General features: G+C 58.9%; 11 protein-coding genes. 5 read left to right on the top strand and 6 right to left on the bottom strand.

All coding sequences use genetic code 11. The features are described 5' to 3' along the window. Positions 1-6 precede the first annotated feature (6 nt). Both R5R33_RS01095 and R5R33_RS01090 read left to right on the top strand, forming a co-directional pair. Positions 7-300: a cory-CC-star protein gene (locus tag R5R33_RS01095; protein WP_318954238.1), complete on the top strand. Its 294-nt coding sequence runs from the start codon at positions 7-9 to the stop codon at positions 298-300. Continuing rightward, entirely contained in the window at positions 300-1343 is a 1044-nt protein-coding gene (locus tag R5R33_RS01090) for an ArsA family ATPase (RefSeq protein WP_318954237.1), read from the top strand. The genes R5R33_RS01095 and R5R33_RS01090 overlap by 1 nt, the downstream gene beginning before the upstream one ends. Before the next feature lie 34 nt (positions 1344-1377). On the opposite strand, the gene R5R33_RS01085 is transcribed toward R5R33_RS01090, so the two are convergent. The 5 genes from R5R33_RS01085 to metH all read right to left on the bottom strand — a co-directional run bounded on the left by R5R33_RS01085 (position 1378) and on the right by metH (position 9415). Further along, a complete protein-coding gene (locus R5R33_RS01085; RefSeq protein ID WP_318954236.1) occupies positions 1378-2568 on the bottom strand; it encodes a mechanosensitive ion channel family protein in 1191 nt (396 codons plus the stop codon). Between the two features lie 180 nt (positions 2569-2748). Continuing rightward, positions 2749-3309, bottom strand: a complete 561-nt coding sequence (locus R5R33_RS01080; RefSeq protein WP_318954235.1) for a DUF934 domain-containing protein — start codon at positions 3307-3309, stop codon at positions 2749-2751. Continuing rightward, positions 3293-4957, bottom strand: a complete 1665-nt coding sequence (locus tag R5R33_RS01075; protein ID WP_318954234.1) for a nitrite/sulfite reductase — start codon at positions 4955-4957, stop codon at positions 3293-3295. The genes R5R33_RS01080 and R5R33_RS01075 overlap by 17 nt, the downstream gene beginning before the upstream one ends. A gap of 497 nt (positions 4958-5454) precedes the next feature. Further along, positions 5455-5670: a DUF2970 domain-containing protein gene (locus tag R5R33_RS01070; RefSeq protein WP_318954233.1), complete on the bottom strand. Its 216-nt coding sequence runs from the start codon at positions 5668-5670 to the stop codon at positions 5455-5457. Between the two features lie 49 nt (positions 5671-5719). Then, positions 5720-9415 (bottom strand): methionine synthase, encoded by a 3696-nt coding sequence (metH, locus tag R5R33_RS01065; RefSeq protein ID WP_318954232.1) that lies wholly within the window; start codon positions 9413-9415, stop codon positions 5720-5722. 181 nt (positions 9416-9596) lie between these two features. Here metH and R5R33_RS01060 point away from each other — a divergent pair, with 181 nt between their 5' ends. From R5R33_RS01060 to R5R33_RS01050, 3 genes are all read left to right on the top strand, one after another. Further along, positions 9597-10283 (top strand): type 1 glutamine amidotransferase domain-containing protein, encoded by a 687-nt coding sequence (locus R5R33_RS01060; protein ID WP_318954231.1) that lies wholly within the window; start codon positions 9597-9599, stop codon positions 10281-10283. Positions 10284-10422: 139 nt separating this feature from the next. Then, complete coding sequence (nfuA, locus tag R5R33_RS01055; protein ID WP_318954230.1) at positions 10423-11025, top strand: Fe-S biogenesis protein NfuA; 603 nt, start codon at positions 10423-10425, stop codon at positions 11023-11025. Between the two features lie 102 nt (positions 11026-11127). Beyond that, the gene (locus R5R33_RS01050) at positions 11128-11616 is read left to right on the top strand and encodes a TIGR00645 family protein (RefSeq protein WP_280320770.1); all 489 of its coding nucleotides are present in this window, start codon (positions 11128-11130) and stop codon (positions 11614-11616) included. Between the two features lie 94 nt (positions 11617-11710). Here R5R33_RS01050 and hrpB read toward each other — a convergent pair whose 3' ends face one another. Further along, positions 11711-14248 carry an ATP-dependent helicase HrpB gene (gene hrpB, locus R5R33_RS01045; protein WP_318954229.1) on the bottom strand — a complete coding sequence of 846 codons (2538 nt, stop codon included), beginning with the start codon at positions 14246-14248 and terminating at the stop codon, positions 11711-11713. Between the last annotated feature and the right edge of the window lie 157 nt (positions 14249-14405).

Raw genomic sequence — 14405 nt, 5'->3', positions numbered from 1 at the left:
GAGGTGATGGATACACCGCAAAAACCTGGATTGCCGAAGAATCTGAAGCTGGTATTTCGCAGAATCGGCGAACAACTGGAGGCCTATTACAACGGCCCCTATCGCAGTGCTCTGGCCCGTGCCGAGAGGGACGAAGAGGACCTGTTCATGCTGCTGGTATATGCGGAGTCCCTCGGTATTCCCAATCCGGTGAGCCTGTATACGCTGGAATTACAGCCGCTGATGCTGGAGCGCTTTCACGAATGGCACCGGCGCATGGGTATGGAGCGATCCCCCCTCGACGAATTGCGCTGCTGCTGATGCCCGATAATCCTGCGGCAACATCGCTCAATCTCGATCAGCTGTTACAGCGCCGGCTGTTGATGGTGGGCGGCAAGGGCGGCGTAGGCAAAAGCACGGTGGCAGCGAGCCTCGCGGTGGCTGCGGCAAACCGCGGTCGCAAAACCCTGCTGATATCCACCGACCCCGCACACAATCTCAGTGACTTGTTCGAATGTATTCTCGGAACCAAGGGCCCCCAGCAGATCCCCTGGGCGGGTAGTGGTTTGTTTGCTCAGGAGTTGAACCCACACGCGGCGCTGGATGCGTATCTGGAATCGGTGCGCAGCCAGATGTTGCCCCATGTAGCCATCAACTTGCGCCCCCAGCTAGAAAAGCAACTGCAACTCACGCGCCACTCCCCGGGTGCGGAAGAAGCTGCACTGCTGGATGAAATTACCCGCGTGATCCAGCGTCGGCACGAGTACGACCTGATTATTTTCGATACCGCCCCCACCGGGCACACTTTGCGCTTGTTGTCGCTACCTGCGGTGATGTGCACCTGGGTGGATGGGCTGGTGTCGCAGAAAAAACGCGCTGAGCGCTTTCGTGATGTGATTGGCTCTCTCCGCATCCCGCGCACGTCTTCGCCAGAACGGGAGAAACCCCGCAACAATTTACCGCCAGTTCTCGCACCATTGCTTGAGCGCCAGCAGCGCTTTCGCGAATCCGCGCAGGTATTGTGCGACCCGGGTGCCACCGGCTTTCTGTTTGTAATGACGGCAGAATCCCTTCCCCTGGAAGAAACCCTGCGTGCGGCAGCAGCACTCAGTGAGGCGAACATCCCGATTGCCGGGCTGGTATTAAACCGATTGTTGCCTGAGGAGGCGGAAGAGGTGGAGTTTCTGCGGGGCGCATGGGCGCTGCAGCAGCAAGTGCTGGCGAAAGTAACTGCAGAATTCGCGCACCTGCCACAGTTGCAGTTGCTGATGACCGGGCGAACGTTGCAGGGCCGGGCAGGGCTCGACTGGCTGGCGAAAGAGGTTGTCGCGCAATCGGCAGCTGTGGCAGATCAGCCGCTCTAGTGTTTGGAGCGGCTTACTTGTTGCCAATAATTACTCAGTTGGGTTCAGAGGTGTTCTCTGCCAATTGGCCGGATGCGTGAGTGCGAACTGCCATCTCTGCCTGTTGCGGTGCTGCACCGGCTGCCCGCGGCCACTCTTTGATGTAGATATCCGATTTGGTGTACGGAATTTCTACCTTATGTACCGTCAAGGCCTTGTAAATGCCTATCAGCAGCTCGTGGCGGATGCGTCCGCGCTCTTCCGGCAGTGAAATCCAGACGAGTAGATCGAAGTCGAGACTGGATGCGCCAAATTGTCGCATGCGCACCCGCGGTTCGGGCGTGGTGGCGAGATCGGGGTGTTGCAGTGCAACATCCAGCAAAATCTTGCAGACCTGCTCGGCGTCCGACCCATAGGCCACGCCCACGGGGATGGTGACGCGAATGGATGGGCTGGGGCCGCCACTCTCATTCACAATCTTGCCGCTCGCGATCAATGAATTGGGCAGTGTGATTTCCACGTCGCCACGCGTCAGTATCCGGGTGCTGCGCAGGCCTATTTGGGTAACACGGCCGCGCTCGCCACTGTCGAGATTCACAAAATCTCCCACCTTGTAAGGCGCGTCGACGAGAATAAAAAAGCCCGAAAAAAGGTTAGCCAACGTGTCCTTTGCCGCAAAACCCACCGCAATGCCGATCACACCGGCGGACGCAAGCCATCCCAATGGGTTGATCCCCCAAACGAGCAGCAGGAGATAACTGCCGAACAGAATGACCAGCATCTTGCAGGTCAGGTCGAGGAGGGGGATGGCGCGCTGGTCGATCAGTGCAAGTCGTGCCGACTGGGAACTGATTACCTCCAGTAATGTGCCGCAGTGGAGGAACAAGGTGCGAACCCAGCTCGCCAGTACGACGGTGGTTAACAGGCTGGTTAAAATGCGGCTGTTGTCCGGTATCGCCAGACGGCACGCAATAATCAGCCCGACACAGATAATCGTGGTGAACACCGGTCGCTGCAGTTGCGCAAGCAGCCGCGAGCCGGGGCCTAAAGCATCTTGGGGGAGCCAGCGTTTCAGCTGGTTAAATACCACCATGCGACAAAGCACGGCGACTACCAGTGCACCGGCGAATATGGCAATGGCGCCCAGCAGCGGGTGTTCCGCAAACAGTGCGCTGGCCGGTTGTAATTGTTGTGGCCACCAGTCGGCCGGGGTGGCCACTGATGTTGCCGGCAGGGAAGTATTCATACAGGCCAAATTCCATGAGCGTACGAGACCGAATCATAGCGCAGATGCGCGGTTTGCGGCGCTTCACTGGGCCTGAACCTGGAACGTGAACCTGAAATCTGATGTTGTGAGTGCGTAGGGACATGACGCACGCGGCGGGATGCTGCAGCCGGCCCCGTAAGTGCCGGCTGCCTGAGGATGTCAGCCGGCCAGGGACCGGCGGCGGTAGATCGGCAGTGGTTGATCTACTGCAGATTGATAACTGTCGGTAAAGTCCTGCAGAGAATCCAGCAGGCCTTCCAGGCCCTGTTCACCCTGGTAGGCAAAGGCATTGAATCCGCAGCGTTTCAGGTAGGTCAGCTGGTCGCGCATGAAGCTGCCAACCGCCCGCAACTCGCCGGTAAATCCGTAGCGGCTACGCAGCAGGCGGCCGGCGGTGAAGGCGCGGCCATCGGTAAACAGTGGGAAATGCGCGGCGATCAACGGCAGCTCGCCGGCGTAGTCGCCGATCAGGTCTGCAGTCTCATCACTGTCCAGCCACACGCCGATTTCGCCTCTACGTGCTTGCAGTTCGTTGCGCAGTTCTAGCCAGACACTGAGTGGCAGAATGACCTTGCCCGGGGCCAGGCTCGCTGCGGAAATTTCGGCTTCCTCGTCCAGCGACAACAGGTTCCACTGATTTGCCACCACGGCACCGTCGACGATCAGGCGTGCCGGGTTTTCCGGTTGCGCACCTACAGGTTTCTTAGCTGGCTTTGGCATACACACGCTCCTTGAATGGCTGCAGCCCGATACGGTTGTAGGTGTCAATAAACAGCTCTTCTGGCTGACGGTTTTCCACGAACACGTCGAGGATCTTGCCGATGGTGTCCGGCATCTGGTCGCGGGAGAAGCTGGGGCCCAGCACGGTGCCGAGGCTCGCTTTCTCGTTGGCGCTGCCGCCGAGTTGTATCTGGTAAAACTCCTCGCCCTTCTTGTCCACGCCGAGGATGCCGATGTGACCAATGTGGTGGTGGCCACACGCATTCATGCAGCCGGAGATATTCAGGTGCAGGTCGCCTAGGTCGTAGAGATAATCCAGGTCGTCGAACTTGCGCTGGATCGCTTCCGCCACCGGGATAGACTTGGCATTGGCCAGCGAACAGTAGTCGCCGCCGGGGCAGCAGATCATGTCGGTCAGAGTGCCGATGTTCGGGGTGGCGAAGCCGTGTTTGCGCGCGGCTTGCCAAAGTTCATACAGGCGTTCCTGTTCCACATCTGCCAGTACCACGTTCTGTTCGTGGGTAACCCGCACTTCGCCGAAGCTGAATTCGTCGGCGAGATAGGCAATGGCTTCCAGCTGGCGATCGGTAACGTCGCCCGGGGGAATGCCAGTGGGCTTGGTGCTGAGGGTCACCGCCTGGTAACCGGGGATCCGGTGCGGGAAGGTGTTGCGCTCCAGCCAGCGGGAGAACGCCTTGTCGGACCCCGCCTGGTCGCGCAGGACTGCCTCGGCATGGCCGCCGTTGACGGATTTATATGCAGGCTGCGGGAAGAAACGCTTGGACCATTCGATAGCCTCCGGCGGCAGTTCATCGGCGCCGTCCTTGATCTGTTCCCACTCCGCTTCCACGCGGCGGGCAAACTCTTCCGCGCCGAGCGCTTTCACCAGAATCTTGATGCGCGCCTTGAACTTGTTGTCGCGGCGGCCCAGCTGGTTGTACACGCGCACAATGGCTTCGAGGTAAGAGAGCAGGTGCACCTCCGGCAGGAAATCGCGGATGGCGACGCCGATGATCGGGGTGCGGCCGAGACCGCCGCCGACAAACACCTGGAAGCCGGTTTCACCCTGACGGTTCTGCACGATTTGCACGCCGATATCATGGGCGCGTATGGCCGCGCGGTCTTCCGCCGCACCACATACGGCGATCTTGAATTTGCGCGGCAGGAACGCGAACTCCGGGTGAAAGGTGGACCACTGGCGAATCAGCTCGCAGTAGGGGCGGGGGTCTACCAATTCGTCGCGGGCAACGCCGGCGAACTGGTCGGTGGTGGTGTTGCGGATACAGTTACCGCTGGTTTGCACCGCATGCATTTCCACTTCGGCGAGTTCCGCGAGGATATCCGGGACATCCTCCAGGTTCGGCCAATTGAGCTGAACATTCTGGCGGGTGGTGAAGTGCGCGTACCCCTTGTCGTATTTGCGGGTGATATGTGCGAGGCGGCGCACCTGGGTGCTGTTAAGGAGGCCGTAGGGCACCGCGATGCGGAGCATCGGCGCCAGTCGCTGGATATACAGGCCATTCTGCAGGCGCAGGGGCAGAAATTGTTCCTCACTCAGCTCACCGGCGAGATAGCGCTCGGTCTGGCCGCGAAACTGGGCCACGCGTTCCCGGATCAGCTTGTGGTCCTGTTCGTCGTATTGATACATAAGAGCTTGATTCCATTGCTTTTTTGCGCCAACTCGCAGTGCCAGGTCTCTGCCCAGCCAATTCCCAACGGGACTTCTTGAGGCTATCAGCCACCCTGAGATGGCGGTTAACATACCAGCCGCCTTATACAAAAAATAACAATATTTTCCGCTAAATTAGTAACTGATGGTTATAAGCAACAGGTCCTGGCGAAAATGCGGTAAAACCGCGCGGTTGCACGTCCTGCGGGGATTTGGTCTACTTGGACAACCGCCGTTTTTCCGCGGTACTGCTACCTTTAAAAACAATAATGAGTTCTTGAGTGACGGAGTATTGCGATGAGCGATCAAGCAGCCCGAGAAGTAGTAGTTGTATCCGACGATAGCGATAACCTGGTAGACGCCCTTGCGGCGGTCGCGTTAGTCGCCATCTTTGTAGGAACTTGTATCTTTTGGGTGGCATCCCAAGGATAGAGTTTCACGCCGTGGATCTGGCTCCCGGCGTTGGTTCTGGGGGCTTATCCCATATTGCTTAAAACCGTCTTCACCACCAGGATCAGTGCGATCACGAAGAGTGTGGTGAAGATTACTCCTGCGGCAATGTAGGCCTTGATACTGCCGCCCTTGAAATCCCTTTCCCTATTTTTGTTGGACTGTACGCCGATGGCGGCGGCCAGGGTGCTGAGCACCACCTGGCCGAAGGACGGTTTCTGGTCTTTATTGTTGTCTGTCATGTAGGTCTCCTTCCCGCGCATTATTTTACGTTGCAGTGTTCCGACCGAATCAGTCCTCCAGATTCGGTCGCACCCAGCGCTCCAGTTCATCCACGCTCATACCTTTGCGTTCGGCCAGGCTTTCCAGCTGGTCCCGTGCGATCTTGCCCACGTTGAAGTACTTTGACTCCGGGTGGGCGAAGTACCAGCCGCTGACAGCGGCAGCGGGCATCATGGCGAAGCTCGAAGTCAGTTCGATACCGGCATTTTCCTCCGCATTCAGCAGCCTGAACAGGGTGGCCTTTTCGGTGTGGTCCGGGCAGGCGGGGTAGCCGGGGGCTGGGCGGATACCGGAGTAGGACTCCTTGATCAGCTCCTCATTGCTGAGTGTCTCCTCGGCCTGGTAACCCCAGTAATGCTTGCGCACTTCGCGGTGCAGGTATTCCGCAAGGGACTCCGCCAGGCGGTCTGCCAGCGCTTTGACCATGATTGCACTGTAATCGTCGTGCCTGGCCTCGTATTCCGCGGCCAGCGCGTCGGCGCCGATGCCGGTAGTCACCGCAAAACCGCCCACGTAATCTGCCACGCCCGAGCCGACCGGTGCGATGAAGTCTGCCAGGGAGCGGCAGTAGCCGTCACCGCCGCGTTTCTGCACCTGCTGGCGCATCTGGTGGAGGCGTGCGCGCTCTTCGCTGCGGCTCTCGTCGGTGTAGACCACGATGTCGTCACCGTCAGAATTCGCCGGCCACAAGCCGAACACCGCACGGGCTTTCAGGCGCTTGTTGTCGATGATGTCGGCGAGCATGATCTGGGCGTTCTTGAACAGATCGGTGGCCGCTTCGCCCACCACTTCGTCGTTCAGGATCGCCGGGAATTTTCCGGCGAGATCCCAGGAAATGAAGAAAGGTGTCCAGTCGATGGTGTCGACCAGCTTTTCCAGAGGGAAGTCGTCCAGTACCGTCAGACCCGGTTTGTTCGGCACTGCTGGCTTGAACTTGGCCCAATCGAACTGCGGGCCGGCTTTCAGTGCGTCTGCATAGCTCAGGCGCGGATCGTTGCGCTTGCGGTTCGCGGTGCGCTCGCGCACCTTCACGTACTCTTCCTGCACACCTTTGACGAAGTTCGGGCGCAGCTCGTCGGAGAGCAGGCTGCTGGCAACCCCCACGGCGCGCGAGGCGTCTGCCACATACACCACCTGGTTGCGTTTGAACTGGGGCTCGATTTTCACTGCGGTATGCGCCTTGGACGTGGTGGCGCCGCCGATCAACAGCGGAAGATCAAAGCCCTGGCGTTCCATTTCTGCGGCCACATGCACCATCTCGTCAAGAGACGGGGTGATCAGGCCGGAGAGGCCGATGATGTCACATTGCTTTTCTTTTGCGGTCTGCAGAATGGTTTCCGCCGGCACCATCACGCCGAGGTCGATGACCTCGAAGTTGTTACATGCCAGTACCACGCCGACGATGTTCTTGCCGATATCGTGCACATCACCCTTTACGGTGGCCATCAGAATACGGCCGTTGGGTTTGCTGTCCTCGGTCTTTTCCTCCTCGATATAGGGCTGCAGGTAGGCCACCGCCTGTTTCATTACGCGTGCGGACTTCACTACCTGTGGCAGGAACATCTTGCCTTCGCCGAACAGGTCGCCGACCACATTCATGCCGTCCATCAGGGGGCCTTCGATCACATCCAGCGGGCGGCTGGATTGCTGGCGGGCTTCCTCGGTGTCCTGTTCGATGTAGTTGTTGATGCCCTTGACCAACGCGTGTTCCAGGCGTTTTTTCACCGGCCACTGGCGCCAGGCGAGATCTTCCTTGCGCTCGGCGGTCGCACCGTCGCCACGGTATTTTTCCGCAATGTCCAGCAGCGCTTCGGTGGCATCGTCATTGCGGTTCAGGATTACATCTTCGACTTTGTCACGCAGTTCCGCAGGAAGCTCGTCGTAGACCTCGAGCATGCCGGCATTGACGATACCCATATTCAAACCCGCCTTGATGGCGTGGTAGAGGAATACGGAGTGGATCGCCTCGCGCACCGGGTTGTTGCCGCGGAAGGAGAACGACACATTGGAAACGCCACCGGAGACATTCGCTCCCGGCAAGTTTTTGCGAATCCAGCGGGTGGCCTCGATAAAGTCCACCGCGTAGTTATTGTGTTCCTCGATACCGGTGGCCACCGCAAAAATATTCGGGTCGAAGATGATATCGGACGGGTTGAAGCCTACCTTGTCCACGAGGATGTCGTAGCTGCGCTTGCAGATTTCAATCTTGCGCTGGAAGGTATCCGCCTGACCGGTTTCGTCAAATGCCATCACCACCACGGCCGCGCCGTAGCGCAGGCACAGGCGGGCCTTTTCGACAAATTCTTCTTCGCCTTCTTTCAGGCTGATGGAGTTGACGATGGGTTTGCCCTGGATGCACTGCAGGCCCGCCTCGATCACCTCCCACTTGGACGAGTCCACCATGAACGGCACCTTGGCGATGTCCGGCTCAGTGGCGCACAGGTTGAGGAAGCGGCGCATGGCGGCGACAGAATCCAGCATCGCCTCGTCCATGTTGAAGTCGATGACCTGGGCCCCGTCTTCCACCTGTGCAGCAGCCACCTGCAACGCGGTGTCATAGTCCTCGTTCATGATCATGCGCTTGAACGCGGCTGAACCGGTCACGTTGCAGCGCTCACCCACGTTCACGAACAGGGCAGTTTCATCGGCCACGTAGGGCTCAAGGCCGGACAGGCGCAGGGCCGGTTTGATTTTCGGGCGCTTGCGGGGAGCGATGTCCACCACCGCTTCGGCAATCGCGCGGATATGTTCCGGCGTGGTACCGCAGCAACCGCCGAGAATATTAATGAAGCCACTCTGGGCGAATTCCGCCACAATCGCTGCGGTTTCCTGCGGCGTCTCATCGTATTCACCGAACTCATTCGGCAGGCCCGCATTGGGGTGAGCGGAGACATGTTCCGCACACACGCCGGAAAGCGCCTCAATATAGGGGCGCAGCTCGGTGGCGCCGAGGGCACAGTTCAGGCCTACGGACAACGGCTTGGCGTGGGCAACGGAGTAGTAGAAGGCCTCGGTAGTCTGCCCGGATAGGGTGCGGCCGGAGGCATCGGTGATGGTGCCGGAAATCATGATCGGCAGCTCGAAGCCGCGCTGCTCAAACACCTCCTGTACCGCATAGATCGCCGCCTTGGCATTCAGGGTGTCGAAGATGGTCTCGATCAGGATGATGTCAGAGCCGCCGTCGATCAGCGCATGGGTGGATTCGATGTAGTTTTCCACCAGCTTTTCGAAGGTCACATTGCGCGCACCGGGGTCATTTACGTCCGGGGAAATACTCGCGGTACGCGAGGTTGGGCCCAGCACCCCGGCCACGAAGCGGGGCTTTTCCGAGGTGGAGAGGGCATCCGCGGCGCGGCGAGCCACTTCTGCGGCCACCCGGTTAAGCTCCGGTACCAGGTCTTCCATGTTGTAGTCAGACTGGGAAAGGCGGGTGGCGTTGAAGGTGTTGGTCTCGATGATGTCGGCACCGGCTTCGAGATAGTCCCGGTGAATCCGCTCGATCAGGTCCGGCTGGGTAAGCACCAGCAGGTCGTTGTTGCCCTTGATGTCGGAGGGATAGTCCGCAAATCGGGCACCGCGGTAATCTGCCTCTCCCAGCTTCTCCCGCTGGATCATGGTTCCCATGGCGCCGTCCAGAATCAGGATGCGCTCGCCCAGGGCGGCGTACAGCTGTTTCAGGCGTTGATCGCGGGACTGCTGGGACATGGAAACTTCCTTAAACCAAGGTATCAAAAAGGGCGGCAATCTTAGCACAGTTGGCCGGGTTCTTCGGCGCCGTAGCCAGGTATCAAGACCGAGTATTCATAACCTTGTAACCAACGGTTCTAGCCGCGATTTAACCGATCCTCACACTACACTCGGTGGACTGACGACAGGGGAGGAAGCCATGAAAATCCTGATGGTGCTTACGTCTCACGACGAGTTGGGGGATACCGGCAAGAAAACCGGCTTCTGGCTGGAGGAATTTGCTGCGCCTTACTACGTGTTCGTGGATGCGGGAGCCGATGTGACCCTCGCATCTCCCAAGGGCGGGCAACCGCCGCTGGACCCCAAAAGTGACGCCCCGGATGCCCAGACGCCCGCCACCCGGCGCTTTCGTGACGATCCAGCCGCTCAACAGGCCCTGGCGCACACCGCAAAACTGGATGAAGTGGATACTGACGATTTTGATGCGCTGTTTTACCCCGGCGGCCACGGCCCACTGTGGGACCTGGCGGAAGACCAGCGTTCGGTGGTCATCATTCACGGCTTCTACCGCGCGGGCAAACCGGTGGGCGCGGTTTGCCATGCGCCGGCGGTATTTCGTCACACCGTGGACGAGCAAGGTGAACCGCTTGTCCGCGGCAAAAAAATGACCGGCTTCAGCAACAGTGAAGAAGATGGCGTAGGTCTGACCGACGTGGTGCCTTTCCTGGTGGAGGACATGCTCAAGGAGCGTGGGTCGAACTATTCCAAGGCTGAGGACTGGCAGAGCCATGTCTGTATCGACGGCCTGTTGGTAACCGGGCAGAATCCGGCGTCGTCTGAGGGCACCGCGCGCGCTCTTCTGTGGACCCTGTCCCAGGCGGGGTAACCCGTTCCCCATAGCTTGATCCGGCAGGATCTGTGGCCCGGTTTCACTCCGGCGCGGATGGGCGTAGAATACCCGACCGCCGAGCTTGGTTATTCCCGTTCGGTTCGGTTTCAGGAAGTCCGGTAATTTGAGAAGGTCTATGTCAGAACAGCCGTCAGAATTGAACGTCACGATCACCGATTCCGCTCAGGAGTACCTGCGCGACCTGCTCGCCAAGCAGGACTGTGAAGGTATCGCCATCCGCATGTTCGTATCCAATCCGGGTACCCCTAACGCGGAAACCTGTATTGCCTACTGCCGTCCCGGCGAGGAGAAGGAAGGTGATGTGGCCATGGAGCTGGACGGTCTCAAAGCCTATTTTGAAGGGCGCAGCATTCCCTACTTGGACGAAGCCCGGGTGGATTACTCCTCCGACAAAATGGGTGGCCAGCTCACCATCCGTGCGCCCAATTCGCGCATGCCGAAGGTGACCGACGACAGCCCCATCGAAGACCGTATCAACTACGTCCTCTACAGCGACGTAAACCCGGGCCTGGCCTCCCACGGCGGCCAGGTGAGCCTGGTGGAAGTTACTGAAGATATGTACGCGGTATTGAAATTCGGCGGTGGCTGCCAGGGCTGCGGGATGGTGGACATGACCCTGAAAGAGGGCGTCGAAAAAACCCTGAAAGAGAAGATCCCGGAGCTGGCGGGGGTGAAAGACATCACCGATCACACGGACAAGTCTCAGGCGTATTACTGAGTTAAAAAATTACTGAGTTATAAAAAAAATCGCGGCCAGGCCGCGATTTTTTTGTTACTAATCCCTTATCAACGCGAATGAAAAAACAGCTCTGAGGTAAATTTGGAAAAGCTGATCGAACAAACCATGTACCGCTCCCGCTGGCTGCTGGCCCCCATCTATCTTGGGTTGAGCCTGGCTGTGGTGGCACTGGCCATAATGTTTTTTAAGGAAACCTTTCACCTGCTCGCGCATATTTTCACCATCAAAGAAGCCGATATGGTGTTGGTGGTGCTGAGCCTGATTGACATCGCCATGGTGGGCGGCCTGTTGGTCATGGTGATGATGAGTGGCTATGAAAATTTTGTGTCCCAGTTGGACATTGGTGACGACGAGGAAAAGCTGAACTGGCTCGGCAAAATGGATTCCTCGTCGCTGAAGGCAAAAATTGCCGCCAGCATCGTGGCCATTTCATCGATTCATCTGCTGAAAATCTTCATGGCGGTGGAAAGAACGGACGATACCAAGCTAATGTGGTACGTGATCATACATCTGACCTTTGTGCTTTCCGCCTTCCTGATGGGCTATCTGGATAAACTCACCAAACACTGATTCCCACCAATCTCACATACCCTATGGCGCCGGTGCGCCATGGGGTATCTCGTCAAGAAATAGTGGTTCTCGCTATGAAGGCCACGCCACTGTACTACATCCGCTTTTTTGTTTTGTTCGTCGCCTGCGCGGTAGTGGGGTCATCCGGCCAGAAGTGTTTCTGGTATTTGATCCGAAGTTCTTTTTTTACTTCCTGATAGGTATTTTTCCAGAAACTCGTCAGATCCCGCGTGACCTGGACCGGGCGTTGTGCGGGGGAGAGCAGGTGGATCATCAGGGGGTAGCGGCCATTGAGAATGGTCGGGGTTTGTTCGAGTCCGAACATTTCCTGTAGGCGTACCGCGAGCACCGGCGGTGTTTCGCCGTACTGGATGGCAATGCGTGAGCCGCTGGGCACCTGGATATGGCTGGGGGCCAGTTCGTCCAGGCGTTGCTGGCTAGACCACTCCAGTTGCGTCAGCAGGATATTTTTAAGGTCCAGCTGCTTCAGGTGATCCAGTTTACTGAAGCCGCTCAGGTGCGGCAGAAGCCAGTCATCCATCGATTCCAACAGGGCAGCTTCAGTCCAGTCGGGTAGCGCCAGGCTGTCCAGTAGATCGCTGAAATTCTCACGTTGGCTCTGTAAAAAACGTACGCGCTCCAGCAGGTTTTCGGATTCTGTACTCCACGGCAGTACACGCAGGCCACTTTGGCGGATTGCATCCAGCAGGGCGCGGCTCAACAGTTCCGGGGAAACATCCTGCGCCGGCTTATCTTCCAGCACCAGCTTGCCAAGCCTTGTCTGAATACTGGCAATCGCACGTCCGGCGCTGCTGTCCCAGCGTACCGATTCTTCGGTCTCGATCAGATCGGAAAAATATTCATCGAGCGCTTCGCGGCTGATACGGGCGGCCAGTTGGATGCGCGCGTCGCGCCCGTGTCCGTCGAGATCGGCGATGACGATGTAATCCTGCAGCGCCAGTTCGTCGTCGTGGGAAAAATGGGCACCGCGTCCGCCGGACAGTAGGAAACGACGCTCGCGGTCGTGGCGGCTTTTCGCGATCCGGTCTGGATAGGCAAAGCCCAGCAGCACACCGGTGGTATCAAACTGGTCCGGAGCCTGAGTTTTCGGTTGCGGGCTGCCGGTTAACTGCGCGCGCCAGATTTTTGCCTGCTGGCGAATACGTTGAATGGCCGCGAAATCCGCGCTGTTGTTTTTGGAAGTGCCGCTCAGCACCTCCATGCGTTTGTGAATGTCCCGGTTCCAGCGCTGTTCACCGCGGAAGATATCCCGCTCGGAGAGCAGCGCCGCAAGTAAGCAAGCCTGCTCCTCGAGACCGAATTCGGCACTTTTCAGCATCATATGCGCGAGGCGCGGGTGGGTGCCGAGGCTGAGCATCTTCTTACCGTGCTCGGTAATCCGCAGTTCGCGGTCCAGTGCCCCAAGTTCTATCAGCAGTTCCTGGGCCTGGGCTGTTGGCCCGGGCGGTGGCAGGTCCAGCCAGCGCAGTTCACGCACATCGCTTACACCCCACTGCGCCAGTTCCAGCATGACCGGTGCCAGATCACTCAGCAGAATTTCCGCGGAGGTTTTCTTCGCCATTCCCCGCTGGGTGGATTCACTCCACAGGCGCAGGCAGTGGCCCGCACTCAGGCGCCCGGCGCGGCCGGTGCGCTGGGTCGCGGACGCCTGGGAGATCTGCGTGGTCACCAGCCGGTTCATGCCGGTATTGGGATCGAAGCGGGATTCCCGCATCAGTCCGGAATCCACCACCAGGCGTATGCCCTCGATGGTGAGCGAGGTTTCCGCAACATTGGTGGCCAGCACGATTTTGCGCCGGCCCTCGGGGCAGGGGGTAATGGCCGCGTCCTGCTGTTCTTTTTTCAGGTCGCCATAGAGCGGGGCGATTAACACATCACGGCGTTGGCCGAGCGCGTCGCGCAGATCGCTTTCCACCTGGCGGATCTCACCCACGCCGGGAAGAAAGGCCAGCAGGCTGCCTTCCTGCTGTTCGATCAGGTCGCGGATTTTGCGTCCCATCAGCGCGGGCAGCTGGCGCGGGTCATCCGGCACCTGCTGGTGCGGGAGATACTCCACATCCACCGGATAGGCACGCCCCTCACTGGTAATCACCGGTGCATCGCCCAGGAGGCCAGACACCGCTTCCGCATCCAGGGTGGCGGACATCACCAGCAGCTTCAGGTCGTCCCGCAACACCTCCTGCGACTGCAGGCACAGCGCCAGCGCCAGGTCGCCTTGCAGGTTGCGCTCATGGAATTCATCGAAGATGACCAGTGCGGTATCGGTAAGCTCCGGGTCAGATTGCAGCAGGCGGGTGAGGATGCCCTCTGTCACTACAAGAACCCGGGTATCCCCGCTGGATTTGCGCTCCGCGCGGATCTGATAGCCGATGGTCTTACCCACCGGCTCCCCCAGCAGTTCCGCCATGCGCGCCGCTGCCGAGCGGGCGGCCAGACGACGGGGTTCCAGCATGATGATCTTGCGCCCCTCAAGCCAGGGGGATTGGAGCAGCGCCAATGGCACGGCGGTGGTCTTGCCGGCGCCGGGAGGCGCCTGCAGTACGGCATTGTTGTGGGTGTTGAGCGTGTCCAGCAGGGCCGGCAGCACCTCATAAATGGGTAAATCTGACATGGCGGCGATTATAGCGGTAACCATGCGGCTAGGGAGGGTGGCTGAGAGGCAGTGGGAGCCGGTATATTTTGGGGAACCTATGCCGGCGTTCGCCCGCCGGTGCGTCATGGTTATCGCCCAATCACGTTATTAAGGGCGCATTCGGTACAGTTAATAG

Source organism: Microbulbifer pacificus, assembly GCF_033723955.1.
In the GTDB taxonomy this organism is placed as follows: Bacteria; Pseudomonadota; Gammaproteobacteria; order Pseudomonadales; family Cellvibrionaceae; genus Microbulbifer; species Microbulbifer pacificus.
The sequence above is the reverse complement of the archived record's forward strand: the minus strand, read 5'-3'. Positions and strand labels throughout refer to the sequence as shown.

What these genes read in the sequence shown, in the direction of transcription:
- R5R33_RS01095 (WP_318954238.1), top strand. Translation starts at nt 7, where the DNA reads ATGGATACACCGCAAAAACCTGGATTGCCGAAGAATCTGAAGCTGGTA.
- R5R33_RS01075 (WP_318954234.1), bottom strand. Translation starts at nt 4,957, where the DNA reads ATGTATCAATACGACGAACAGGACCACAAGCTGATCCGGGAACGCGTG.
- R5R33_RS01060 (WP_318954231.1), top strand. Translation starts at nt 9,597, where the DNA reads ATGAAAATCCTGATGGTGCTTACGTCTCACGACGAGTTGGGGGATACC.
- hrpB (WP_318954229.1), bottom strand. Translation starts at nt 14,248, where the DNA reads ATGTCAGATTTACCCATTTATGAGGTGCTGCCGGCCCTGCTGGACACG.
- R5R33_RS01085 (WP_318954236.1), bottom strand. Translation starts at nt 2,568, where the DNA reads ATGAATACTTCCCTGCCGGCAACATCAGTGGCCACCCCGGCCGACTGG.
- R5R33_RS01080 (WP_318954235.1), bottom strand. Translation starts at nt 3,309, where the DNA reads ATGCCAAAGCCAGCTAAGAAACCTGTAGGTGCGCAACCGGAAAACCCG.
- metH (WP_318954232.1), bottom strand. Translation starts at nt 9,415, where the DNA reads ATGTCCCAGCAGTCCCGCGATCAACGCCTGAAACAGCTGTACGCCGCC.
- nfuA (WP_318954230.1), top strand. Translation starts at nt 10,423, where the DNA reads ATGTCAGAACAGCCGTCAGAATTGAACGTCACGATCACCGATTCCGCT.
- R5R33_RS01090 (WP_318954237.1), top strand. Translation starts at nt 300, where the DNA reads ATGCCCGATAATCCTGCGGCAACATCGCTCAATCTCGATCAGCTGTTA.
- R5R33_RS01070 (WP_318954233.1), bottom strand. Translation starts at nt 5,670, where the DNA reads ATGACAGACAACAATAAAGACCAGAAACCGTCCTTCGGCCAGGTGGTG.